The organism is Phreatobacter stygius (genome assembly GCF_005144885.1).
GTDB lineage: Bacteria > Pseudomonadota > Alphaproteobacteria > Rhizobiales > Phreatobacteraceae > Phreatobacter > Phreatobacter stygius.
This window is the reverse complement of sequence record NZ_CP039690.1, coordinates 6819699-6841341: the sequence shown is the minus strand read 5'-3', so window position 1 is coordinate 6841341 and position 21643 is coordinate 6819699. Positions and strand designations below refer to the sequence as shown.

Genomic DNA, 21643 nt, shown 5'->3' with positions numbered 1-21643 from the left:
CCTGACCAGGCCGGACTTGGCGGAGCGATCACCAGCACGGTCAAAGCCGCGAGACTGACCAGACCTCGAAACGTCATTGTCGTCATGGTGCGTGTCCTTGGGCTCAGCCAAAAGGAGCCCGCGCGCCGGGCGCGGGGGCGGTCAGGAACGGTTTGTCCTGCACTGGCTGGTAGTGCCTGAACGCCGCCTGCCGGGATTGGTTCCGAAATCCGGCCCCTTGACCCTTAGCCGGCTTTTTTGACTCGGCTCCGCGGCATCTTTGTGTTGGGTTTGGCTGTTGTCTTGGGTTTGGCTGTTGTCTTGGGCTTGGACGTCGCCTTGGGTTTGGCCGCCGTGGCTCGGCCACCGGCGGCTGTCGCGCGGCGGGCCGGCGCCTTGGCCCCGGCGCTGGCGCGCAGCGCTTCCATGAGGTCGACGACCTTGGCCTCGGCTGGTGCGCGACGGCGCTTGGCCGGACGGCCCTCCATCTTCGCGCGCACCAGGTCGGCGACCGCCGCCTCGTAGCGGTCTTCGAAGGTTGCCGGGTCGAAGTGGCCCTTCTTGGTCGTGATGATGTGTTTGGCGAGATCGAGCATCTCGCCCTTGATCTTCAACTCGGGGATGTCGTCGAAGGCCTCTTTCGCCGGCCGGATCTCATAGTCGAATTTCAGTGTATGGGCGATCAGGCCGGTACCCTCCGGCCGGATCAGCAGCGTCCGCACGCGCCGGAACAGGATGGCCCGGGCAAGCGCCACGACCTTGCCGGTCGCCATGCCGTCGCGCAGCACCGCAAAGGCGTCATCCGCCATCGCGTTCGCTGGAGCGAGATAATAAGGCTTGTCGAAATAGACGGTGTCGACCTGGTCGCAAGGAATGAAGGATTTGATCGCCAGCGTCTTGTCGCTGTCCGGCACGACGCTCGCCACTTCGTCCGGCTCCAGAACGACATAGTCGTCGGGCGAGACCTCGTAACCCTTGACCTGATCATCGCGATCGACCGGCTTGCCGGTCGCCGGATCGATGAATTCCCGGCGGATGCGGTTGCCGGTCTTGCGATTGAGGATGTGGAAGGCGATCCGCTCCGAGGCCAAGGCGGCGGAGAACAGGGCCACGGCGCAGTTCAGCTCGCCGATCTTCAGATGGCCTTTCCAGTTGGCTCTGGGCAAGGGCATGACGCAGCACTCCACATGACTTGACACCACATGACTTGCCAAACCCAACGCCCGCGCCGCCGCGATGTTCCGGGGCGAGGGAACCGCCGCGCGCCGCAGGCGTTGGTCACAGATCGCGGCGGCGCTTCGCCGGCCGGCATCGAGGCTGATCATGGCACCCCGATCGTTCTGGAAGGGCTATCTGAAACTGTCTCTGGTCACCTGTCCGGTCGCGATGCTGCCGGCGACCACGGAAGGCGAGAAGGTGCGCTTTCATACGCTCAACCGCGCCACCGGCCATCGGGTCGAGAGCCGCTACGTCGATGCGGTCACCGGCAAGCCGGTGGCTGAGGACAATGAGGTCAAGGGTTATCAGACCGGCGCCGACGACTATGTCATGCTGGAAGACGACGAGCTGGAAGACGTGGCGCTGGAGAGCACCCGCACGATCGACATCGACACCTTTGTCGAACGCGATTCCATTGCCTGGATCTACCAGGACAAGCCGCATTACCTGGTGCCCAACGAGCCGGTCGGCGAGGAGGCCTATTCGGTCATCCGCGACGCCATGGCGGCGACCGGCATGGTCGGCATTTCGCGGCTGGTTCTCTATCGGCGGGAGCGCGCGGTGATGCTGGAACCGCGCGATTCCGGCATCGTGCTGTGGACGCTGCGTTATGGCGACGAGGTGCGCGACGACAAGGATTATTTCGCAGGGATCAGGACGGCCAAGCCGGACACCGCGCTGATGGGCATGATCAAGAAGGTCATCGCCCAGCGAACCGCGGACTGGGATCCGGGCATGGTCAAGGATCCGATCCAGGACCAATTGTTGCAGCTGATCCGGTCGAAAAAGAAGCCCAAGCGGGCAAAGGCCGGGACGGCGGCCGTGAGCAGTGCCGCCGAGCGCCCGGGCAATGTGGTCAACCTGTTCGACGCGCTGAAGAAAAGCCTGCAATCGGAGCGGACATCGGCCCCCAGGGGCGGGCCGAAACGCAGTTGAACGCGGGGTGCGTCGGCGCGCCGCGCGCCAAGCGAAATCGTCTTGCGCGGATCTTGCCGCGGCCGCGATGAAGACGGCCGGCGGACCGGAGGCGCGGGCGACCGCGCCGGCAATGCTGGAAAATCTCGACGACAACGACATCGGGACCTCCCGGGCGGCCGGCCTCAAGGCAAACGCCGCGCCGTCGGCCGGGTTCCGTCTTGCGATCGCGCCGGCCCGCTTCCGGCCACCCGATTACGATTTCGACACGTGTTCCGGTTTGCCCTTGCGCTTGGTCGAGGTCATGTCGTGGAGTTCCTTCTCGCTCATCGACCTGGCCATCGACCTGGAGGCGCCTTTCAGTTCGCTTTTGCTGATGTCGCCGCGCTTGGCGGCCAGCGCGGCGCCGGCGGCCTTCTGCTGTGCCTTGGATTTTGCCGGCATGGGTGCCTCCTGACGCTCGGCGGCCCGCCGGCCGGTGGCCGGCGACGCGCAGGCGATGCCGCTTCAGCGCGGCGTTCGGACCGCCTTGCCGGTGCTGTCGGCGAAGGCCGGCCGCTTGACGGTATAGGACCTGCAGAACAGGTGGCCGCGCTCGGTCAGCCTGACATGGCGGTTCAGCACGACGATCAGGCCGTAGCTCTTCATCTTGCCGATCGTCGCGGCATCGACCACCCGGACAACGCCAGCGGCGACATCGAGCAGAAAGCGCTTCTCGAATTCGCCGAGGTCTTCGGGTTGGACTTCCAGAGGTTCGAACAGGGATATCTCAGCCATCCGGCCTCCTGAGTCTGATGGGACCAATTGACAGACAAAACCAATGGCGGAGCGAGGCGTTCCCGACCGGCGGCTTTTTTGTCCGGGCCCGTCGATCGGCGGCGCGATTGTGCGGCGGGCCGGAACCGTTACCGCTGACGACACGTTCTCCAGGCACACCCAAAGCCAGGAGACAAGCGATGTTCCGAAAGACCTTCACCGCCGTGGCGCTGTCGATCGCCGCGATCAGCGCCGCCGCCGCCCAGACCGCGCCGGCAACCACCGGCACGACGGCGCCGACGCCGCCGGCGGCCATCAACGCGACCGCGCTCGAATCCGGCGCCAACAGTTTCACCGAAGGCCAGGCCCGCGCGCGCCTCGAACAGGCCGGCGTCACCGGCATCGGCGAATTGAAGAAAGACGACCAGGGCATCTGGCGCGGCCGGGCGACGCGCAATGGTGCCGCCGTCACCGTCGGCGTCGATTTCCGCGGCAATGTCCGCGCCGAATAACGCCCGGTCTGCGGGCTTCAGACAGTTCAGGAGACGATGATGACCACAACGGTTTCAGCGATTTACGACACCTATGGCGACGCCACGGCCGCGGTCGAGCGGGTCAAGGCAGCGGGCGTGCCCGCCAACGACATCAGCCTGGTGTCGAACGACGCCGGCGCCGACCGGGCAGGCTATGCGGACTATCGTTATCCCGGCACGTCCGAGGCCGCTGACGGCGCCGGCACCGGCGCCGGCCTCGGCGTGATGGCCGGTGCGGCGGGCGGCCTGCTCGCCGGTCTCGGCATCATTGCCATTCCGGGCCTCGGCCCGGTGGTTGCGGCGGGCTGGCTTGCCTCCACCCTGGTCGGCGCGACGGCGGTCGGCGTTGCCGGCGGCATTGTCGGGGCGCTGGTCGGTTCCGGCGTCGACGAGCGTGATGCCCATGCCTATGCCGAGGGTGTTCGGCGCGGCGGCACGCTGGTCAACGCCCGTGTCCCCGATGCCGATCGCAACCGCATCAAGGCGGTGCTCGATAGCGGCTCCTACAGTCTCGCCGAACGGGATCGGACATGGCGCGACGAGGGCTGGAGCGGACGCTATCCGAACGATCCGATCTGAGCCGGCCGGGACCGGATCCATCGTGACGTCGACGGGCCGCCATCAAGGCGGCCCGTTCTGCATCCGGATGGCGGCGGCAAGGCTTGCGCAGGCGCTCGGGCAGGCTGCGTCGCGCGCAACGGCGGAACCAAAACCGGTGCCGGGCCGTTCTATCGGGAGCGGCGATCAGGCCGCGTCAGATCAGAAGGACGACCGACAATGGGCAGCACCTCCGACAAGATCAAAGGCCTCGCCAACGAAGCCGCGGGCAATGTGAAGCAGGCCGCCGGCAAGGCGATCGGCAATACCGAAATGCAGGTCAAGGGCGCCATGCAGGAGCGCAAGGGCGAGGCTCAGCAGGCTGTCGGCAAGGCCAAGGACGCCATCAAGAAGGTCGTCGACAAGGCCTGAGGCCCGAGGTCTGAGCCCGTTCGGTCGTAGAGCAACCGTTCGATCGGCCGCCGGCGTGCCCGCAGCACGCCGGCGGCCGTCATTTGGGCCGGGATCGAGACAGATGGAACGCCGTAATGACCGATGAGCGCGATCGTCCAGACGTGTCCGCCAAGAGCCGGGCGGGGCGGCTGACCACCGCCGGACGCCAGGGCCTGACCATCAGGCGCCTGCGGTCGGGGCGCGGCTTCAGCTATCGCGACGAGACCGGCGAGCACATCACCAAGGCAACGATCCTCGCCCGCATCCGGTCGCTCGCCGTGCCTCCGGCCTATGAGGACGTCAGGATTTCGTCCGATCCGAACGCGCATCTCCAGGCGGTCGGCCGCGACGAAGCGGGCCGCCTGCAATATCGCTATCACCGGGATTGGGAGGTGGTTCGTGAGGCGCGCAAGGCCAGGCGGCTGGCGGGGGTCGCCGATGCCCTGCCGCGGCTGCGCGCCGCCATGCGCCGCGACCTCGCCCTTCCAGGCGTCGGCCGACGCATGGTGCTGGCCCTGGCGGTGGCCTTGATCGACCGTACCTCTATCCGGGTCGGCGGCGACGCCTATGCGCGCGCCAATGGCGGGCGAGGGGCCGCGACCTTGCTGAAACGCGACGTCAGACTGACAGGCGGCGGGATCCGGCTGAATTTCCGTGGCAAGGGCGGCAAGACGGTTGAATGCGACATCGAAGACGCGGCGCTGGCCAGGACCTTGTCCGCCGTGATGCGGCTGCCCGGCCGCCGCATGCTGCAATATCGGGCCGAGGACGGCACGGTGCACAGGATCGGCGCGGCCGATATCAACGCCTATTTGCGCGACGCGACCGGCGTCGCGATCAGCGCCAAGGACCTGCGCATGCTCGCCGGCAGCGTCCTGGCCGCGGAAATCCTGGTCAAGGTCGAGCCGGCACCGCAGGAGCGCGCCAAGCGGCGTCAGCTCGCCGAGGTCATGCGCGTGGTGTCCGAGCGCCTGGGCAATACGCCGGCGGTGGCGCGCAAGAGTTATGTGCATGTCGTGCTGGTCGACGCCTTCATGGCCGGCGCGCTGAAGCGGCTTTACCGGGCCACCGAACCGCGCCGCAACATGCGACGCGTCGAGCAGATGTTGCACCGGCTTGCCGGGCGGGCGCGAAGCCGCCGCCAGTCGCGGGTGGCCGCCGCCGTCTTGCCGATCATCCAGGGCGGTTCCAATGGCTCCCGACCAGCACCTTGACCAGGACGCGTCGCATGGCGACCTGCGCGAAGGCCGGCCGCCCTGGCCGGCGGGGACCGGAGAAGGCTTCGTCGCGCCGCGCGAGAGCCTCACCTGTGACGTCGCGATCGTCGGGGCCGGCATCACCGGTTCGCTGGTCGCCGAGCACCTGTCGGCGCGCGGGCTGGATGTCGTGCTGATCGATCGCGAACAGGCTTCCCATGGCAGCACCGCCGCCAGCACCGCGATGCTCTTGTGGGAAATCGACCGCTCGCTGGTCGAACTGACCGGGCTTTATGGTTTCGAACGCGCGGTACGCGCCTATCGGCTGAGCCTGTCGGCGGTCGCCGGACTGACCGGCCTCGTCGGCGCGCTCGGCCTGTCCTGCAGCTTTCAGCCGCGAAGCTCGCTCTATCTGGCGCCCGGCGACAGCCAATCCCACGACATCCTGCCCGAATTCGCCTTGCGCCGCCGCGCCGAGCTGCCCGGCCATCATCTCGACTTCGCCGCCCTCCATGGGACATTCGAGATCGATCGGGCCGGCGCCATCCTGTCGCCCGGATCGGCCGAGGCGGATCCGGTGGCGCTGGCGACGGGCCTCGCCGATGTCGCGGCGAAGCGCCGCGTCCGGCTGGTCAGCGGCGATGCGCGGGATTTCGATGCGACCGATCGCGAGGTCCATATCGGCCTCGCCGATGGTCACGAAATCAAGGCCGGGCACATGGTTCTGGCGACCGGCTACGTCATGCCGGATTTCGTCCGCAGCGGTCTGCACCAGGTGACGTCGACCTGGGCCATGGCGACCGGGCCGCAGGATCCGGCGCGGCTCTGGCGCGACCGGGCGCTGATCTGGGAGGCGGGCGAGGCCTATCATTATCTGCGGACGACGACCGATGGGCGGATCATCATCGGCGGCGGCGACGAGCCTTTCGACGAACAGGACCAAAGGCTCGACAAGGCGGCGCTCAAACATGAGGCCTTGCGTGCCATGCTGGCGGCGCTCTGGCCGCGGGCCAGCACGGAGGCCGCCTATGCCTGGTCCGGCGCCTTTGGCGAGACCGGGGATGGCTTGCCGCTGATCGGGCCGGTGCCGGGCCGGCGGCGGATTTTCGCGGCCTATGGTTATGGCGGCAACGGCATCACCTTCAGCTTCCTGGCCTCCCGGATGATCGGCGCGATGATCGCCGGCGAAACCGCCGCGTGGCACGACGATTTCGCGCTCGATCGCGACAAGCCCGGCTGACCGGCAGCGATGCCTGATCGCGTCCATGGCGTCAGGCCCCAGGGAACGCGAGGCGCCATGATGCGTTGATGGCCTGCACCGTCAGCGCACCCGCCGGACGGCCCGGAGAGCAGTGTCCGCCCATGGCCAAAAGCGAAGCGAAGACCCGCCCTGCCGAACTGACCATCGGCCATGGGGCCTCGGAACTGTCGTCGGTCTCGGTCGACAGCTACAATCTGGAGCTGCGCGACAAGGACGGCTTCATTGGCGATCGCGCCAGCAAGCGCGCCTTCGTCGACAAGCTCGAGGACCTGCGCTCGCGCCTGCAGAAGGTCGATGCCGATCCGATCGGCGACGTGGCGACGGAGGATATCTCGAAGAAGCAGCTCGACCAGCATGTGATGGGCAAGGATGCCGGCGCCGCCGCGCTGATCCATGGCGCGATCGAGGAGTTTGCCGGCGAACTGGCCGAGGTGATCAGGCGCTTCATGCGCACCAAGGGCTGGGGAGGGGTCGAACGGATCGCCGCCGGCGGCGGCTTCAAGGAGAGCCGGGTCGGCGAACTGGCGATCGCGCGTGCCAAGGTGATCCTGAATGCCGCCGGTAGCGAGGTCGATCTGCAGCCGATCCACCATCATCCCGACGAGGCTGGCCTGATCGGCGCCATCCATCTCGTGCCGGCCTGGATGTTCGCCGGCCATGACGCCATCCTGGCGGTCGATATCGGCGGCAGCAATATCCGGGTGGGAGTGGTCAAGCTCAACCTGAAAAAGGCCGCCGACCTGTCCGAAGCCGAGGTCTGGAAATCCGATCTGTGGCGGCACGCCGACGACAGCCCGTCCCGGACGGACGCTGTAAAAAAGCTCGTCAAGATTTTGAAGGATCACATCAATCAGGCCGACAAGGCGGAGCTCAAGCTGGCGCCCTTCATTGGCATTGGCTGTCCCGGCCTGATCGAGCCCGATGGCCGGATCGAGCGTGGCGGACAGAACCTGCCCGGCGGCAATTGGGAGAGCGAAAGCTTCAACCTGGCGGCTGCGCTGATCAAGGCGATCCCGGCCATTGGCGATCACGAGACCTTCGTGGTGATCCACAACGACGCGGTGGTACAGGGGCTCGCCGAGGTGCCGTTCATGCAGGACGTCAAGACCTGGGGCGTGGTGACCATCGGCACCGGCCTCGGCAATGCCAGCTTCACCAATAAGGCCGGCAAATGACCGGGTGACCGCCGCGCCGGCGCGAGCGCCTTACATCCGGTCGGGCGGATTGCTCGGATCGGCCGGCGGGATCGGCTGGGGCGACGGTTCCGGCTGCCCCGGCTGCGGCGGGATCGGTTGCGGCACCGGGCCGGGAAAGGGTTCCGGCGGCGGTTGCGGATCGCCGGCCTGTCCGCCGCGAACCGTGAGTGCGTCTTCGTCCAGTCGGGTCATGATCATCTCCATCGGGTCCGAAAGACTGAACAGCCGAGCGGCAGCTTCGTTCCGGGCGATGACCAAGATAGGGCCGACCCTCATGGCCCCGGCGTCAGCCGCCCGCGGCGAATTCGGGATAGAGCGTCATGCCCGCCGTCGACGAAAAGGGTCGCGCCGGTGACATGGTCCGAGGCATCCGAGGCCAGCTAGACGGCGGCCTGCGCGATGTCGTCGGGCTCGCCGATGCGCCCGTAGGGCACCAGTTTCATCAAGGCGGCATAGGCCTCGGCCGTGTTCCAGGCCGCCGTGTTGATCGGGGTCCGGATCGCGCCGGGCGCCATCGCATTGACCCGGATCCGCGCCGGCGCCAGTTCCTGGGCAATCGACTGCATCAGCAGCATGACGCCGCCCTTGGATGCGGCGTAATTGGCGTGTCCGGCCCAGGGGATCTGCTGATGCACCGAGCTCATGCAGATGATCTTGCCGGTGGCCGACGATAGGGCCGGGTCCGGACCGCGGCGCTTGAATTCGCGCGCGGCGGCACGGGTCACCAGGAACTGGCCGGTGAGATTGACCGCGATCACGCGGTTCCACTGGTCGAGCGTCATCTGGTCGAAGGCGGCGTCGCGCTGAGGCCCGGCATTGCTGACCACCACGTGCAAGGTGCCGAAGGCGTCGATGGCCTCCGCGAACAGGGCGGTGACCGCCGCCTCGTCCGCGACATCCGCCCGGATCGCGACGGTGCGCCGGCCCATGGCCTCGATCTCGCGGCAAAGCGCCTCGGCCGATGCTCGGTCGGAGGCATAGTTGACCGCGACATCGGCGCCTGCCGCGGCAAGGCCGAGGGCCACGGCGCGGCCGATGCCGGAGCTGGCGCCGGTGACCAGGGCGGGCTGGCCGGCGAGCGTGCCGGGGTCGGGCTGGCGGCGGGTGGCTGGGCTCGGCGCATCGGCCATGGTGGGTCCTGGGCAGTTGAAACGCGTGGTCGCCGTCCCGACATCAGACGGGACGACGGCAAATGAACTTATGGGCCTGCAACTCAACGGCCTCCCAAGAGTTGCCGATGAACCTGGCGTTTCGAATGGCTGGACGACGGTCCGGCGCGCGGGCGGGCTCGGCGAGCGGGATCGGACACTGCGATATGGATATCCGCATCAGGCATAAGACGACCTATCAGTATGGCTCAGGCGTTGCGTTCGGGCCGCATCGGCTGATGCTGCGGCCGCGCGACAGTTTCGATCTGAGGATCCTCGACACCCGGCTGGACATCTGGCCGGCGGCGCAGGTCGAATGGATCCATGACGTCTATGGAAATCCGGTGGCCATCGCGACCTTTCGGGAGCCGGGCGACCGGCTCGAGATCACCAGCGAGCTGATCCTCAGGCGTTATGGCTCGACCTTGCCGCGCAATCATGCGTCGGCGCGCGGCGCCCAGTTCGCCCCTCGTTATTCCGACGACGAACGCATCGTGCTGCAGCCGTTCCTGGCGCCGGCGAGCAGCGACGGCGCATCCGTGCTGACCGACTGGATGCATCAGGTTCTCGCCGACCAGACACCAGGCGATGATCCGATCGCCCGCCTGCTCAATGCCATCAACGCCAATTTCGCCTATGCGCTGCGCTATGAAGAGGGCGTCCAGGCGCCGGCCATGACGCTGGCCCTGCGCACGGGCTCGTGCCGCGATCTCGCCTGGCTGTTCATCGAGGCGGTGCGGCGGCTCGGTTATGCCGCGCGGTTCGTTTCGGGCTACCTGCATGACGGGCTGAGCCAGGACACGGCCCTGCGTGCGCCGACCAGCCTCACCCATGCCTGGGCCGAGCTGTTCATTCCGGGCGACGGTTGGGTGGAGTTCGATCCGACCAATGCGCTGGTCGCCGACCCGCATCTGATCCGGGTCGCGATGGCCAGGGTTCCCTGGGAGGCCTCGCCGGTGTCCGGAAGCTTCGTCGGGCCCGCGGGAGCGCTGACCGGACTTTTTGTCGGGGTCGATATTGTCGGCCTGCCCGAGGACGGTCCGACCGAACGGACACGCGCGGCCTGACCCCGGCCGCGGCTGGCGCGCAAATGGGTGAAGCCGGTGGACGGCCGATCGATCTCGGCCGTCCGTTTCAAGGCGTCAGAAGCGGCAGACCCGCTCGCCCCAGCGGTTGATCCAGCAACGTCGCCGGTACATGGGCGGTCCCCAGGGGCGGGGACCGAAGCCGGGACCAAAGCCGGGGCCATAGCCATAACCATAATGCCTGCGGCGCCACGGACGTGGTCCGCCCCAGCCATGACCGTAATAGGGGCCAGGGCCGCCCCATCCCCATTGCATTTCCAACGGTTCGGCAGAGATCGGGGCAGCCCGGGCATCGGTGCTGACGCCGGCTGCCGCGGCCACGCCGCCTGCCAGGATCGTGAAGAATGATCTGCGGTCCATGGCCGCTCCTCCTCATGATCGCCCACCCATTTTCGATAACGCCGACAGTGCCTTGCGGTTCCAGCGGCGGCGTCCCGATCGGCGGGTTCCGGCGGCCGCCGGGCGTCGGGCGGTGAGCGAACCGGCCGGTTCCGCTGGTTTCGACATGATCGGCGTGCGCGACTCGTGTCTAACGTCGGGAGCCGAACGTCGGAACTTGCCTCGGAACTTGCGTCGGAATTTGGCAAAGCGGAGATCGAAGCCCTGGAGACCTCGCTCTACCTGCCGGTCAAGCGCTTCCTCGAAACCCTCGGCTTCACCGTCAAGGGCGAGGTGGCAGGCTGCGACCTGGTCGCGATCAAGGGCAGCGACCCGCCGGTCGTGGTGATCGGCGAACTGAAGCTGAGCTTCAACCTCGAGCTCGTGCTTCAGGGTGTCGACCGCGCCTCGGTCTGCGACGAGGTCTGGCTCGCCGCGCGTATGTCGGCGCGCGGCAAGGGCCGTGAAAGCGATGCGCGCTTTCGCAATCTCTGCCGCCGGCTCGGCTTCGGATTGCTCGGCGTCACCGAAAAAGGCGAGGTCCACGTCCTGGCCAATCCGGAGGCGCCGGGCTTGCGCAAGAATGCCCGCCGGCGCTCGCGCATCGTCGCGGAACATCAGAAGCGGCAGGGCGATCCGGCGGCCGGCGGCAGCACGCGCCAGCCGATCATGACGGCCTACCGCCAGCAGGCGCTGTCCTGCGCCATGGCCCTGACGCAGGGGCCGCAGCGCCCGCGCGACCTCAAGCTCTTGGTGCCGGATGCCGCGAAGATCCTGCAAGGCAATGTCTATGGCTGGTTCAGCCGCGCCGAGCGCGGGATCTATGTGCTGACCGATGCCGGGCGCGCGGCGCTGGTCCGCTGGCCGCAGCCGCCGGCCGGCGAAGGCAGGGTGCAGGCCCCCGACGACCGGCCGGGTGCTGCGTCCTGACGCCGTCCGGGCGCGTGGGCGGGGCTTGCGAGGAACCAAACCGGCTCTCGGGATGTTGCTTTCAGGAGCACGACGCAACCGATGAGTCGGAGAGTCCCATGGCCGCCACTTTTTCGTCCACCGTCCGCAACCAGGTGCAGAATGCCCGCGACATGGCCGATGACGCCATGGAACGCGCGAGCGAGGCCGCGGCGCGGCTGCAGCAGGATGTCGACTATCTCAAGCGCTACCTGACGACCAATGCCTCCGGCATGGCCACGGCCGCCAATGACCAGCTCCGGAATTTCGGTTTCGGAGCGGAGGTTGTCCAGCAGGTTGCCGGAACGCAAGCGAGCAAGCTGCAGCGCATCCTGTTCCGGCAGGCCGCGCGCCACCCCATCGGCGCCATTGGCGTGGCGGCCCTGGCCGGTGTCCTGATCGGCATCTATTATGCCCGGCAGGCACGCGAACCCGCCCCGGCGGCACCCTATGTGCGCCGGCGCCGAAGCGAGGACTAAGCCCGCCCGGCCTTGCTTCGCCCAACCTTACTTCGCCCGACCTGGCGTCAGCCCGCCCAGCAGATCCATCGGCAGGGGAAAGACCACCGTCGACGAGCGCTCGCCGGAAATGTCGTGCAGGGCCGAGAAATAGCGCAGCTGCATGGCCTGCGGTTCGCCGGCGAGGATCCGGCCGGCCTCGACCAGCTTCTCGGCAGCCTGCTGCTCACCTTCGGCATTGATGATCTTGGCCCGTCTCAGGCGCTCGGCTTCGGCCTGTTTGGCGATGGCGCGGACCATGGATTCGTTGAGATCGATATGTTTGATCTCGACATTGGTCACCTTGATGCCCCAGGCGTCGGTCTGCTGATCCAGGATCTCCTGGATGTCGGCATTGAGCCGGTCGCGTTCGGCCAGCATCTCGTCGAGCTCATGTTTGCCCAGCACCGAGCGCAGCGTGGTCTGGGCGAGCTGGCTGGTCGCAGCCATGAAGTCGGCGACCTTGATGATCGCCCGTTCCGGATCGACGATGCGGAAATAGAGCACCGCGTTGACCTTGACCGAGACATTGTCGCGCGAGATCACGTCCTGGGGCGGCACGTCCTGCACCACCAGCCGGAGATCGACCTTCACCATCTGCTGGACGAAGGGAATGAGGATGAACAGCCCCGGGCCCTTCACGCCGCTGAACCGGCCGAGCGTGAAGATGATGCCGCGCTCATATTCCCTGAGGATGCGGATCGCCTTGACCAGAAACAGCACCACGGCAAGGGCGAGCAGGACGTAGGCAAGATAGTCGAGCGTCACGGCAGGCCTCCTTCAAGAGCGCTCCGTGCCGGCGGACGCCGCACCAGGAGCGTCAGGTCCTTGATATCGGTGACCTCGACGGTTTCCCCCGAGGCAAAGGTTTCGGACCCGCGCGCCTGCCAGCGTTCGCCGCCTGCGACGACATGGCCTTGGCCGCCGGACCAGTCGAGAACCTCGGCCGAAAGCCCGCGCATGGCCTGAAGTTCGCCCGAGACGCGGCTCCGGCGCGCCCGCCAGAGCGAACCGGTCACCACGGCGATCAGCCCGATGAGCAGGATCGCGGCGCTGCCGATCAGCGGCCATGACAGCCGGTAGCCGGGCGCCTCGACCCTGAACAGCATGGCGGCGCCGAGCAGGAAGGACGCGACGCCGCCGAGGCCGACGACCACGGTCGGGTTGAAGGTCTCGACCACCAGGAAGGCCAGGCCGAGCAACATCAGGGCGAGGCCGGCATAATTGATCGGCAACATGTTGAGGCCGTAGAGCCCGAGCAGCAGGCAGATCGTGCCGATGACGCCCGGCGCGACCACCCCGGGCGAGGCGAATTCCAGGACCAGGCCGTAAATGCCGATGACCATCAGGATGAAGGCGATGTTCGGGTTGGTGATCACCGCCAGCAGCTGGATCAGCCAGCCGGGCGTGAGCGCTTCGATGGTCAGGCCCTGGCTTGCCAGGCGCTGTTGGCGGCCGCCGCTGATCTCGACCATGCGGCCGTCCAGGCGCTCGAGCAATTCGGCCGGGCTATGGGCGACCAGGTCGATGACCCCGGCCTGCAAGGCGGCGCCGGCGGACAGGCTGGCGGCTTCGCGGACGGCCTTTTCGGCCCAGTCGGCATTGCGCCCGCGCAGTTCGGCGAGGCTGCGGATGAGGGCGACCGCATCATTGGTGACTTTCGCCGTCATGGCATCCGGCCTGACGGCGGGCGGCGTGCCGTCCTTGGGGGCGTCGCGCGGGCTGTCCCGGTCGCGCCCGCCGGGCAGGCCCGGCAGCGGGCCACCGATCTGCACCGGCGTCGCCGCCCCGAGATTGGTGCCCGGCGCCATGGCGGCGACATGGGTGGCGTAGAGGATATAGGTGCCGGCGCTGGCGGCATGGGCACCCGATGGCGCGACATAACCGATCACCGGTACGGGCGAACCAATGACGTCGATGATGATCTCGCGCATGCTGGTGACGAGCCCGCCCGGCGTGTTCAGGCGCAGGATGACCACCGCCGCACGCCTTTCGGCGGCCGTCGCCAGGGCTTCCTTGACATGGCGGGCGGCCGCCGGGCCGATCGGACCTTCGAGATCAATGGTCAGCGCCAAGCCGCTCCGGCCGGTCTCCTGCGCCGACAGGGGCGGGGCGGAGGCAGCCAGGACAATCGCGACAAGACAGGCCGTCAGCGCCATCTTCATGGCAGGGACCTCGCGCTATGATTGTTATATGGGTGTGATTTTCGCCAGCTCCAAATGGCCGGCGCCCAGCCGCGCTCCAGGCGGACCCTAGGCCTGGTCGATCTCGGCGATGAGATGCTCCTGCCTGAGTTCGGCCAGCAGGCTTTGCAGGTCGGCGGTGATGCGGCGCGGCGCAATCGCGGGGAAAAGCGCGATCAGTGCGCCGACGAGCTGCTCGACAGGCATCGGCTCGTCGAGCAGTTCCCAGACAATGCCGGCGGTCTCGTTGAGCACGAAAACCGCTTTGCCCGGCCGCATCAGCACGAGCTGCCCGTCGATTTCGCGGCGCGTTGCATCGGTCGCCCGGACGAAACGGCGGGCCATGGCGGCGTGGCGTCGCGCTGCCGGCCGGCGATCTCTGATCGCCAGACGCGCCGATCTGACCTCCGGTCCGGTCGGCTTGCTGAACTCGCGGATCAGCAGGGCGGCGGCCTCGTCGACATCGTCATAAGCGAGGCCATAGGCATCGGCCGCGGAGGCCACGCGGTGCAGCCGGTCGACCGCTGCGACCGAGAGCGCCCGCGGCGTCAGATCCTGGCGCAGGAGGGCGGCGAGCCCGTCGCCCCGTGCCGCCCGTGTCAGTTCGGCGGTTTCGCCGCGCCGGCGCCGAAGCCGCACCACATCGGTGATGCCCAGGCATTCGCCATGAGAAGCCAACAGGTCGGGGGGCAGGGCCAGATAAAGAAACTGGCGGTCCTCCGGGCCGGCATAGTGCGCAAGGAAGGCTGCGAACGGGGCTGTCGGCGCATAGCGCGCGGATTTTCGCAGGCGCGGAGCGGTGCCGAAGGCCATCGCCTGGTCGTCGGGGCCGGCAATCAGGACCGCGTCGTCGGCGAAGATGCGTGCGCCCATCGCGGCGAGCCGCGCCGCCAGCAGCGTCTTGCCTTCGCCGGTTGCGGCCGGAAACAGGATGAGGCGCGCGCCGATCTGGACCGCGGCGGCATGGAGACAGGCGGCATCGTGATGTTCGTCGCCGAAGGCCGCGACGGCGTCGGCCATGATTTCGCAGGCAAGGCCGATGGCCGATCTGGCCGTGACGTCCTGGTCGAGAATGGTCGAGCGATAACGATATCGCCCACCGGACGACCGGATGGCGATGAACGGCTTGCCGTCGGCAGGACGGTCGTCGCGCCAGGTGCCGAAGACCGTGCCGAAGACCGGCAAGAGGTCGTGGCAGGCGCCGAGATCAATCGGTCGCGACAGACCGGCGAGCGCGAAGCTGGTCAGTTCGGCCTCCTTCAGCTGCTGCGGACCTCACCACCAGGAGCGTCGGGACCAACGCCGCCGCGAGCCACGCCGCCGCGACCAGCCGCGCCGGGACCAGCCGCGCCGGCGTCGGCGAGAACTGCCGCGGCGCCTGCGAGAACTGCCGCGCCGGCGGCGCGACCGTCCACTCCGGGCCTCCGCCGCGTCGCCGATCTTGAGGAAGGTCGGAGCCGAATAGGCCACCAAAGCCGCCAGGCCGAGCAGCAGGCTGCGCCGGGCCGTTCCGGGATCACGCTGATCGCCTTTGGTCGCATCGGTCATGTTGGCCTCCTTGCAGCGCGGGGCTCGAGTCCAACAACCAATTTTGTGAACCTTGGTTCCCCCGTCACACTGAACCGGCATGGTCCGGGTTGATGGCACCGCCCGCTGATGCGCGGTCGGGGGCAGCGTTCACCTGTCCGGACCGGGCCTCGCGGCCACCCCGACAACGGTCAGCACCAGCGGCGCCCGATGGTGGCCCGTGTGCTCGCCGAAACCGTCAGTCCCGGTGACCGAGACGTCCTGGCCAATGAACCGGCGCAGACCACGATAGGCGGTGCGGCTTCTGGGGTTGCGGTTATCGAGCCGCAGATGAATGCGGTCGAGCCTGACGCGCTGAAGCGCCTCGTCGCCCTCGGCATTGACGCAGGTTTGCTGGCGCAGCGTCAGGATGTAGGCCGGTTCGCGTGCGTCGCCCCTCCGCACGTCCTGGTAGCCCGGCGGTCCCGGAAAGACGTGGTGGCTCAGCCGCCCGGTGAATCGCGACGTGGCGTTGCCGCCGACGTTGGTACAGGACGTCTGGCCCGGGGTTTGCGCAAAGCCTGCGCCGGAGAGGAGCAGGCTTCCGAGGAGAGCCGCGCCAATCGCCACTTTCAGGGTCATCGCAAGCCTATTGGAGGTTGATCGAGGGCACCTTTGTATCGTGAACAAACGAGCAACACAAGGGTGGTGCGCCGATCCTCACGGCGATGGCGGCATGGCCCTTTCGACGGCCTGGTTGAACAGGCCGGAGCCTTGCAGGCCAATGCCGCCGTCGACGACGATCTGGGCGCCGGTGACATAGGCGCCGAGCGGCGAGGCGAGCACCACCGCCATGCCGCCGATATCGTCGACGGTGCCATAACGGCCGAGCGGCACCATGCGCTTGAAGGTGTCCTCGCCGGCTGTATTGTCGCCGGCCGCGCCGCCGAGCCGCTTCATGCCCTCGGTGCCCTCGATCGGCCCGGGCACGATGGAATTGGACCGGATGCCGTGGCGGCCCCATTCGAGCGCCAGATTGCGCATGAGATTGTCGATGCCGGCCTTGGCCGCGCCGACATGGGCCTGGAAGGCGAAGGGCAGGTAGGCCTGGCCGGCCGAGACGAAGATCAGGTTGCCGCGGGTCTCCTTCAACTGGGCGAAGGCGGCATGGGCGCCGTGGAATGCGCCGAGCAGGTCGATCTCGACGACGGTCCGGAATCCCTTGGCGCTGATCGCCTCGGCGCGCGCGACGAAATTGCCGGCCGCGCCGCAGACCATGGTGTGGACCGGTCCCAGTTCCTCGCGGCTTTTCGCCAGTGCTGCTTCGACCGCCGCGTAGTCGCGGACATCGGCGACCGAGGTCGAGACGCGGGCGCCCATGTGACGCAATTCGGCCGCCGCGGCTTCCAGGCGCTCGGCGGTGCGGCCGCAGATCGCCACATCGGCGCCGACCGAGGCGAAACTCTTGGCAATGCCGAGATTGATGCCGCTGCCGCCGCCGGTGACGAAGACGGTCTGGCCCTTCAGCAAGGTGATCGGCAGATATTTGCTGGCGTTCATGTTCGCCTCCCGACGGTCAAGCGCGTCCGCGACGTCGCGTGACGGCAATGCTACCTCATCCGGGCCGCCGCGACAGACGTGCCCGGCTCCGCCGTTTGGACGATTCAGATCGCGCCGTCATGGCGCAATTGCGCGATCTCGTCCGGGCCATAACCGAGCCCGGCGAAAATGCTGTCGCTATCGGCGCCGAGCGTCGGCGGCGGCGTCGGCGGTTCGGGGTCGCCGCTGGCCAGGCGGAAACCGGCGCGCACCACCGAAACCTTCCGGCCGACCCCGGGCGCGCCGGGGAAATGCTTGACCAGGTCGCGGGCCTTGACCTGCGGATGGTCGAGCACTTGCGGCACGCTCAGCACTTCGCCGGCCGGCACGCCCTCGCTGTTCATCAGCACGGCCCATTCGGCGGCGGGTCTTGCTGCCAGCGCGGTCTCGATTTCGGCGGTCAGCGCCGCGCGATGCGTCTTCCGGTCCTCGCGCTCGACGAAGCGCCGGTCCTCGGTCAGCTCCGGGCGGCCGATGATCCGGCACAGCATGACGAACTGTTCCTGCTTGTTGGCGGCAATGTTGAGCAGGCCGTCGCCGGTGCGGAAGGTGCCGGAAGGGCTCGCCGTGACGTTGTCATTGCCCATCGGCTCGGGCCGGACGCCGGCGATCAGCCAGTTGGAGACGGCCCAGCCCATCGAGACGAGGGTTGCCTCCAGCATGGAGACGTCGATCTTTTCGCCCGACCCGTCGCGCTCGCGCCGGAACAGCGCGGCGGCGACCGCGAAGGCCGCGGTGAGGCCGCCGAAGGTGTCGGCGACGGGATAGCCGACGCGCAGCCCCGCCGAGCCCTTGTCGCCGGTGACGCTCATCACGCCGGACAGGCCCTGGATGATCTGGTCATAGGCCGGATTGTCCTTCAGCGGCCCGTCCTGGCCGAAACCCGAAATGGCGCAATAGACGAGGTCCGGCCTGACCGCCGTCAGGGCCTCGTAGCCGAGCCCGAGGCGGTCCATCACGCCGGGCCGGAAATTCTCGATCACCGCGTCGGCGGTCGCCACCAGGCGCCGGAACACCGCCTTGCCGGCCGGGCTCTTCAGATTGATCGTCACCGAGCGCTTGCCGGCATTCTGGGCCAGGAACGACGCGCCCATCAGCCGGCTGTTGAGCTCGGGATCGGCGCCCAATTGGCGCGCCAGGTCGCCGGTTCCCGGCGTCTCGACCTTGATGACATCGGCGCCGAGCTGGGCGAGCTGATAGCAGCAGAACGGGCCGGCCAGCACATTGGTCATGTCGAGAATGCGAAGACCGGCGAGCGGAAGCGTCATCGGCTGGGCTCCTGAACGGTGGCGCCGCCGCGACGACGGGTTCAGCCATGGGCGGGGGCCGCGGGAAACTCCAGCATCGGCCGGCAGGGCGAAGCGCGCAACGCCTTGATGGCCTGGCGGATCAGGGAATGCCCCGGGGCGGTGCTCGGGGTTGTCCCATGGCGCCATGGGGGTAGTGGGTGATTCACCTGCGGAGCCCGGTTTCGTAGCCTGTCGTGCGGCCCGATGGTCGGGCAGCAGGAGGCCTCCCATGTCCGGACCGAAGCAAAGCCCGACCGCCACCGCGGGTCTCGATCGCCGGCATCTTCTGGCCGCGGGGACCGCCGCGGCCGTGCTGGCGGGCGTCCCGCCGCGCTTCGCCAAGGCTGATGCCAGGATCAGTTTTCCGCTGCCGCCGGGTCCCGACGCCAACGTCAAGATCACCGAGGACTATGCGCGGCTGGTGGCGCGCGACGCCTATTTCTGGGCCTGGCCGCTGGTCAATGTCTATAACCGGCGGCTCACCTTCGCGAAGGTGCCAGCCATCGGGCGCAGCGGCCCGGTGCCGATGGCGCCGCTCAACCGCCTGTCCATGCTGACCGACTATATCGAGCCGGAGGAACGCGTCGTCGCCTGTCCCAATCAGGACGTCGTCTATGGGGCCGGGCTCCTGGCGCTCGATCAGTCGCCGGTGGTCATCCAGGTGCCGGATTTCGGCGATCGCTTCTGGGTCTATCAGGCAGTCGATCTCAGGACCGACGGCTTCATCCAGATCGGCAAGATGTACGGCTCGACGCCAGGCTTCTATCTCTTTGCCGGACCCAACTGGCAGGGCGAGACGCCGAAGGGCATCACGCGCGCGTTCCGGGCGACGACCAGCACGGGCAATGTCATCCCACGTGTGTTCATGGACGACACGCCTGAAGACCGGCGAGCGATCCAGCCGAGCCTCGCGCAGATCCTGATGTATCCGCTCGCCGAATATGACGGCGTCCTGAAGAGCCAGGACTGGTCGAAGGTCGCAGCCTTTCCGGTCTCATCATCCGGCGATGAAGAGACCAAATGGGTCGAGCCGGAAACGTTTTTCGACGTGCTGCCGCTGGTGCTCGCCGACGCACCGGCGCAGCCAGGCGAAGAGGCGCGTTACGCCCAGGTGCTCGCCGTTGTCGCCGCGGCCAAGCAGAACCCGGCGCTCAAGCAGGCGATGATCGAAGCCGCGCGCGATGCCGACAAGACCCTGGTCCAGCCGTTGTTCCAGTTCCGCAATTACGGACGCCAATTGCCGCACCACTGGAGCACGGTGGTCAATGGGGCGGCCTTCGGAACCGACTATTTCACCCGCACCGCGGTCGCCAAATCCAACATCTTCGTCAACCAGCCGAACGAGACGAAATATTTCTATCAGGATCTCGCGGAGAACGGCGCGCGGCTCAATGGCGGGCACCGCTACACGGTGACTTTCGCCAGGGACGCGACGCCGCCGGTCAACGGCTTCTGGTCGCTGACGCTTTACAACGAGCATCATTTCTTCGCGCCGAACGAGATCAAGCGCTATTCGGTCGGCACCAAGAACAAGGGGTTGAAGCTGAACGCCGACGGGTCGCTGACGATCCATGTCCAGGCCGACCGGCCGACCGCCGACCATGCCGCCAATTGGCTGCCGGCCCCGAAAGGCGGCGATTTCTCGCTCTATATCCGGACTTATTGGCCGAAGGCGGCCACCATCGACGGCAGCTGGACCCCGCCGCCGGTGGTTCAGCTCGCAAGTTGACGGAGCTTTGCCGATTTCGCCGCGTGCTGGAGACCGATGAGGAAAGGCCTCACTCCGCCGCGTGCTGGCGGACCGGACGCGGGTGGCCCAGCAGCGTGGCGGTCGGCGCGAGCATGACCGAATGACGGAAATGCAGGATCGCCTCGTTGAGCAAGGTGGCCGCTTCCTGCTCCAGCACCAGTCCGGCGTCGCTGCGCTGCATCTGGCCGGCCGCGACGAAGGTGCTCTGGACGATATGGCGCGCGCCCATGGATTGCAGCACCGGCCGCAAGGCGTAGTCGAGCGCCAGGACATGGGCGAGGCTGCCGCCGGTGGCGAGCTGCAGGACGGTCTTGCCGGCAAGACCGAACTGCGGCAGCACGTCGAGAAAGGCCTTCAGCAGGCCCGAATAGGCGGCCTTGTAGATCGGGGTGGCGACGATGATGCCGTCGGCCGCCTCGATGCTGTCGATCGCTTCAGCCAAGCCGGCCTCGTCAGGCCTCGCGCCCAGCAGCGCCGCCGCGTCGATGTCGCGGAGCCGGATGTGCCTGACGTGGAAGGACCGTGCGGGCAACTGGCCAAGGGCGTAGTCGGCCAGCATGGCGGTGGTCGAGGCCGGCGACGGGCTGCCGGAGATCGCGACCACGGACAGTTTTCGTCCGGACTTGTCGAATGGTCGGGCGAGCATCGCTTGCTCCTGTTCAAGCCGGGACATCGGGCGGCGCGAGGCCATCAGGCGTTTGGCGGCGGCAGGAAATCGACCTCGTGCAGGGCCGCCAGCCGCACCACCTCGGCCGGATCCGGCACGTTGTGCAGGGCCTTGAACAGGTCGAACAGCTTGCGGGTGGGCGAGACCCAGAACAGGCAGGTGGTGGTCTGGCCCGACCGGTTGAAGATGCCGTGCGCGATACCCATGGGCAGCCTCGCGAGGTCGCCCGCCACCGCCCGCATGTCCCGGCCGTCGAGCCAGAACTCGAGCGTGCCGTCGAGCACATAGACGAACTCGTCCTGGGTCGGGTGGATATGCGGCGGCACGAACGTGTCGGCCGGAAAGGTCGCGTGCCAGGACAGTGAATTCTCCGAATGCTGCTTCGGCACATAGGTCTGGCCGAGGATGTTCCAGACGATCCCGTCGAGACTGTCCTGTTTGCGGGTCAAGCCGGCGGTCATGGCCATGGGATGGTTCCTTTGATCAGAGACTTTGGACGACCGGCGGCAGCCTGGCTCGCCGCCGGCGGATAACGCGTTGCGCGTGCGG

General features: G+C 67.7%; 26 protein-coding genes. 11 read left to right on the top strand and 15 right to left on the bottom strand.

All coding sequences use genetic code 11. The annotated features are described in order from the left end of the window. Nucleotides 1–224 precede the first annotated feature (224 nt). Entirely contained in the window at nucleotides 225–1151 is a 927-nt protein-coding gene (ku, locus tag E8M01_RS32300; protein WP_136963918.1) for a non-homologous end joining protein Ku, read from the bottom strand. A gap of 151 nt (nucleotides 1152–1302) precedes the next feature. Here ku (E8M01_RS32300) and ku (E8M01_RS32295) point away from each other — a divergent pair, with 151 nt between their 5' ends. Continuing rightward, complete coding sequence (ku, locus tag E8M01_RS32295) at nucleotides 1303–2133, top strand: non-homologous end joining protein Ku (RefSeq protein WP_136963917.1); 831 nt, start codon at nucleotides 1303–1305, stop codon at nucleotides 2131–2133. Nucleotides 2134–2367: 234 nt separating this feature from the next. Here ku (E8M01_RS32295) and E8M01_RS32290 read toward each other — a convergent pair whose 3' ends face one another. Next, nucleotides 2368–2556, bottom strand: coding sequence for a DUF3008 family protein (locus E8M01_RS32290; protein WP_136963916.1), 189 nt, complete (start codon nucleotides 2554–2556; stop codon nucleotides 2368–2370). A 63-nt stretch (nucleotides 2557–2619) separates the two neighbouring features. After that, nucleotides 2620–2889, bottom strand: coding sequence for a hypothetical protein (locus E8M01_RS32285; protein WP_136963915.1), 270 nt, complete (start codon nucleotides 2887–2889; stop codon nucleotides 2620–2622). A 179-nt stretch (nucleotides 2890–3068) separates the two neighbouring features. On the opposite strand from E8M01_RS32285, the gene E8M01_RS32280 reads away from it, so the two are divergent. The 6 genes from E8M01_RS32280 (at nucleotide 3069) to E8M01_RS32255 (ending at nucleotide 8023) form a co-directional block, all read left to right on the top strand. Next, a complete protein-coding gene (locus E8M01_RS32280) occupies nucleotides 3069–3380 on the top strand; it encodes a PepSY domain-containing protein (protein WP_136963914.1) in 312 nt (103 codons plus the stop codon). A 39-nt stretch (nucleotides 3381–3419) separates the two neighbouring features. Beyond that, nucleotides 3420–3980 (top strand): hypothetical protein, encoded by a 561-nt coding sequence (locus E8M01_RS32275; protein ID WP_136963913.1) that lies wholly within the window; start codon nucleotides 3420–3422, stop codon nucleotides 3978–3980. A gap of 198 nt (nucleotides 3981–4178) precedes the next feature. Beyond that, complete coding sequence (locus tag E8M01_RS32270; RefSeq protein WP_136963912.1) at nucleotides 4179–4370, top strand: CsbD family protein; 192 nt, start codon at nucleotides 4179–4181, stop codon at nucleotides 4368–4370. A 116-nt stretch (nucleotides 4371–4486) separates the two neighbouring features. Then, nucleotides 4487–5605, top strand: a complete 1119-nt coding sequence (locus E8M01_RS32265) for a DNA topoisomerase IB (RefSeq protein WP_136963911.1) — start codon at nucleotides 4487–4489, stop codon at nucleotides 5603–5605. Further along, nucleotides 5583–6827 (top strand): NAD(P)/FAD-dependent oxidoreductase, encoded by a 1245-nt coding sequence (locus tag E8M01_RS32260; protein ID WP_136963910.1) that lies wholly within the window; start codon nucleotides 5583–5585, stop codon nucleotides 6825–6827. The genes E8M01_RS32265 and E8M01_RS32260 overlap by 23 nt, the downstream gene beginning before the upstream one ends. A gap of 122 nt (nucleotides 6828–6949) precedes the next feature. Then, the gene (locus E8M01_RS32255) at nucleotides 6950–8023 is read left to right on the top strand and encodes an ROK family protein (protein WP_136963909.1); all 1074 of its coding nucleotides are present in this window, start codon (nucleotides 6950–6952) and stop codon (nucleotides 8021–8023) included. A 30-nt stretch (nucleotides 8024–8053) separates the two neighbouring features. Here the strand turns inward: E8M01_RS32255 and E8M01_RS32250 are convergent, their stop codons facing one another. Together E8M01_RS32250 and E8M01_RS32245 are read right to left on the bottom strand one after the other, a co-directional pair. Continuing rightward, nucleotides 8054–8236, bottom strand: a complete 183-nt coding sequence (locus E8M01_RS32250) for a hypothetical protein (RefSeq protein ID WP_211596680.1) — start codon at nucleotides 8234–8236, stop codon at nucleotides 8054–8056. Nucleotides 8237–8424: 188 nt separating this feature from the next. After that, on the bottom strand, nucleotides 8425–9174 hold the full coding sequence (locus tag E8M01_RS32245) for an SDR family NAD(P)-dependent oxidoreductase (RefSeq protein WP_342778649.1): 750 nt from the start codon (nucleotides 9172–9174) through the stop codon (nucleotides 8425–8427). Nucleotides 9175–9359: 185 nt separating this feature from the next. Here E8M01_RS32245 and E8M01_RS32240 point away from each other — a divergent pair, with 185 nt between their 5' ends. Then, nucleotides 9360–10259 (top strand): transglutaminase family protein, encoded by a 900-nt coding sequence (locus E8M01_RS32240; RefSeq protein ID WP_170182165.1) that lies wholly within the window; start codon nucleotides 9360–9362, stop codon nucleotides 10257–10259. Nucleotides 10260–10334: 75 nt separating this feature from the next. Here E8M01_RS32240 and E8M01_RS32235 read toward each other — a convergent pair whose 3' ends face one another. Then, on the bottom strand, nucleotides 10335–10637 hold the full coding sequence (locus E8M01_RS32235; protein WP_136963906.1) for a hypothetical protein: 303 nt from the start codon (nucleotides 10635–10637) through the stop codon (nucleotides 10335–10337). 243 nt (nucleotides 10638–10880) lie between these two features. On the opposite strand from E8M01_RS32235, the gene E8M01_RS32230 reads away from it, so the two are divergent. Together E8M01_RS32230 and E8M01_RS32225 are read left to right on the top strand one after the other, a co-directional pair. After that, nucleotides 10881–11585 (top strand): DUF2161 domain-containing phosphodiesterase, encoded by a 705-nt coding sequence (locus E8M01_RS32230; RefSeq protein ID WP_136964942.1) that lies wholly within the window; start codon nucleotides 10881–10883, stop codon nucleotides 11583–11585. A gap of 98 nt (nucleotides 11586–11683) precedes the next feature. Then, the gene (locus E8M01_RS32225) at nucleotides 11684–12082 is read left to right on the top strand and encodes a hypothetical protein (RefSeq protein WP_136963905.1); all 399 of its coding nucleotides are present in this window, start codon (nucleotides 11684–11686) and stop codon (nucleotides 12080–12082) included. A 27-nt stretch (nucleotides 12083–12109) separates the two neighbouring features. On the opposite strand, the gene E8M01_RS32220 is transcribed toward E8M01_RS32225, so the two are convergent. The 7 genes from E8M01_RS32220 to E8M01_RS32190 all read right to left on the bottom strand — a co-directional run bounded on the left by E8M01_RS32220 (nucleotide 12110) and on the right by E8M01_RS32190 (nucleotide 18656). Continuing rightward, nucleotides 12110–12868, bottom strand: coding sequence for a slipin family protein (locus E8M01_RS32220; protein WP_136963904.1), 759 nt, complete (start codon nucleotides 12866–12868; stop codon nucleotides 12110–12112). Then, the gene (locus tag E8M01_RS32215) at nucleotides 12865–14265 is read right to left on the bottom strand and encodes an NfeD family protein (protein ID WP_136963903.1); all 1401 of its coding nucleotides are present in this window, start codon (nucleotides 14263–14265) and stop codon (nucleotides 12865–12867) included. Before E8M01_RS32215 ends, E8M01_RS32220 begins: the two co-directional genes overlap by 4 nt. An 87-nt stretch (nucleotides 14266–14352) precedes the next feature. Continuing rightward, entirely contained in the window at nucleotides 14353–15468 is a 1116-nt protein-coding gene (locus tag E8M01_RS32210) for a PqqD family protein (RefSeq protein WP_170182164.1), read from the bottom strand. A gap of 90 nt (nucleotides 15469–15558) precedes the next feature. Beyond that, nucleotides 15559–15831: a hypothetical protein gene (locus E8M01_RS35200; protein ID WP_170182163.1), complete on the bottom strand. Its 273-nt coding sequence runs from the start codon at nucleotides 15829–15831 to the stop codon at nucleotides 15559–15561. A gap of 129 nt (nucleotides 15832–15960) precedes the next feature. After that, nucleotides 15961–16431: a hypothetical protein gene (locus E8M01_RS32200; protein ID WP_136963901.1), complete on the bottom strand. Its 471-nt coding sequence runs from the start codon at nucleotides 16429–16431 to the stop codon at nucleotides 15961–15963. 78 nt (nucleotides 16432–16509) lie between these two features. Further along, nucleotides 16510–17349 (bottom strand): SDR family oxidoreductase, encoded by an 840-nt coding sequence (locus E8M01_RS32195; protein WP_136963900.1) that lies wholly within the window; start codon nucleotides 17347–17349, stop codon nucleotides 16510–16512. A gap of 104 nt (nucleotides 17350–17453) precedes the next feature. Then, nucleotides 17454–18656, bottom strand: coding sequence for a CaiB/BaiF CoA transferase family protein (locus E8M01_RS32190; RefSeq protein WP_136963899.1), 1203 nt, complete (start codon nucleotides 18654–18656; stop codon nucleotides 17454–17456). A 250-nt stretch (nucleotides 18657–18906) separates the two neighbouring features. On the opposite strand from E8M01_RS32190, the gene E8M01_RS32185 reads away from it, so the two are divergent. Further along, nucleotides 18907–20406: a DUF1254 domain-containing protein gene (locus tag E8M01_RS32185; RefSeq protein WP_136963898.1), complete on the top strand. Its 1500-nt coding sequence runs from the start codon at nucleotides 18907–18909 to the stop codon at nucleotides 20404–20406. 49 nt (nucleotides 20407–20455) lie between these two features. Here the strand turns inward: E8M01_RS32185 and ssuE are convergent, their stop codons facing one another. Together ssuE and E8M01_RS32175 are read right to left on the bottom strand one after the other, a co-directional pair. Further along, nucleotides 20456–21073, bottom strand: coding sequence for an NADPH-dependent FMN reductase (ssuE, locus tag E8M01_RS32180; RefSeq protein WP_136963897.1), 618 nt, complete (start codon nucleotides 21071–21073; stop codon nucleotides 20456–20458). Nucleotides 21074–21117: 44 nt separating this feature from the next. Then, nucleotides 21118–21561: a cupin domain-containing protein gene (locus tag E8M01_RS32175; protein ID WP_136963896.1), complete on the bottom strand. Its 444-nt coding sequence runs from the start codon at nucleotides 21559–21561 to the stop codon at nucleotides 21118–21120. Nucleotides 21562–21643: the final 82 nt, after the last annotated feature.

What these genes read in the sequence shown, in the direction of transcription:
- ku (WP_136963918.1), bottom strand. Translation starts at nt 1,151, where the DNA reads ATGCCCTTGCCCAGAGCCAACTGGAAAGGCCATCTGAAGATCGGCGAG.
- ku (WP_136963917.1), top strand. Translation starts at nt 1,303, where the DNA reads ATGGCACCCCGATCGTTCTGGAAGGGCTATCTGAAACTGTCTCTGGTC.
- E8M01_RS32290 (WP_136963916.1), bottom strand. Translation starts at nt 2,556, where the DNA reads ATGCCGGCAAAATCCAAGGCACAGCAGAAGGCCGCCGGCGCCGCGCTG.
- E8M01_RS32285 (WP_136963915.1), bottom strand. Translation starts at nt 2,889, where the DNA reads ATGGCTGAGATATCCCTGTTCGAACCTCTGGAAGTCCAACCCGAAGAC.
- E8M01_RS32280 (WP_136963914.1), top strand. Translation starts at nt 3,069, where the DNA reads ATGTTCCGAAAGACCTTCACCGCCGTGGCGCTGTCGATCGCCGCGATC.
- E8M01_RS32275 (WP_136963913.1), top strand. Translation starts at nt 3,420, where the DNA reads ATGACCACAACGGTTTCAGCGATTTACGACACCTATGGCGACGCCACG.
- E8M01_RS32270 (WP_136963912.1), top strand. Translation starts at nt 4,179, where the DNA reads ATGGGCAGCACCTCCGACAAGATCAAAGGCCTCGCCAACGAAGCCGCG.
- E8M01_RS32265 (WP_136963911.1), top strand. Translation starts at nt 4,487, where the DNA reads ATGACCGATGAGCGCGATCGTCCAGACGTGTCCGCCAAGAGCCGGGCG.
- E8M01_RS32260 (WP_136963910.1), top strand. Translation starts at nt 5,583, where the DNA reads ATGGCTCCCGACCAGCACCTTGACCAGGACGCGTCGCATGGCGACCTG.
- E8M01_RS32255 (WP_136963909.1), top strand. Translation starts at nt 6,950, where the DNA reads ATGGCCAAAAGCGAAGCGAAGACCCGCCCTGCCGAACTGACCATCGGC.
- E8M01_RS32250 (WP_211596680.1), bottom strand. Translation starts at nt 8,236, where the DNA reads ATGACCCGACTGGACGAAGACGCACTCACGGTTCGCGGCGGACAGGCC.
- E8M01_RS32245 (WP_342778649.1), bottom strand. Translation starts at nt 9,174, where the DNA reads ATGGCCGATGCGCCGAGCCCAGCCACCCGCCGCCAGCCCGACCCCGGC.
- E8M01_RS32240 (WP_170182165.1), top strand. Translation starts at nt 9,360, where the DNA reads ATGGATATCCGCATCAGGCATAAGACGACCTATCAGTATGGCTCAGGC.
- E8M01_RS32235 (WP_136963906.1), bottom strand. Translation starts at nt 10,637, where the DNA reads ATGGACCGCAGATCATTCTTCACGATCCTGGCAGGCGGCGTGGCCGCG.
- E8M01_RS32225 (WP_136963905.1), top strand. Translation starts at nt 11,684, where the DNA reads ATGGCCGCCACTTTTTCGTCCACCGTCCGCAACCAGGTGCAGAATGCC.
- E8M01_RS32215 (WP_136963903.1), bottom strand. Translation starts at nt 14,265, where the DNA reads ATGAAGATGGCGCTGACGGCCTGTCTTGTCGCGATTGTCCTGGCTGCC.
- E8M01_RS35200 (WP_170182163.1), bottom strand. Translation starts at nt 15,831, where the DNA reads ATGACCGATGCGACCAAAGGCGATCAGCGTGATCCCGGAACGGCCCGG.
- E8M01_RS32200 (WP_136963901.1), bottom strand. Translation starts at nt 16,431, where the DNA reads ATGACCCTGAAAGTGGCGATTGGCGCGGCTCTCCTCGGAAGCCTGCTC.
- E8M01_RS32195 (WP_136963900.1), bottom strand. Translation starts at nt 17,349, where the DNA reads ATGAACGCCAGCAAATATCTGCCGATCACCTTGCTGAAGGGCCAGACC.
- E8M01_RS32190 (WP_136963899.1), bottom strand. Translation starts at nt 18,656, where the DNA reads ATGACGCTTCCGCTCGCCGGTCTTCGCATTCTCGACATGACCAATGTG.
- E8M01_RS32185 (WP_136963898.1), top strand. Translation starts at nt 18,907, where the DNA reads ATGTCCGGACCGAAGCAAAGCCCGACCGCCACCGCGGGTCTCGATCGC.
- ssuE (WP_136963897.1), bottom strand. Translation starts at nt 21,073, where the DNA reads ATGCTCGCCCGACCATTCGACAAGTCCGGACGAAAACTGTCCGTGGTC.
- E8M01_RS32175 (WP_136963896.1), bottom strand. Translation starts at nt 21,561, where the DNA reads ATGGCCATGACCGCCGGCTTGACCCGCAAACAGGACAGTCTCGACGGG.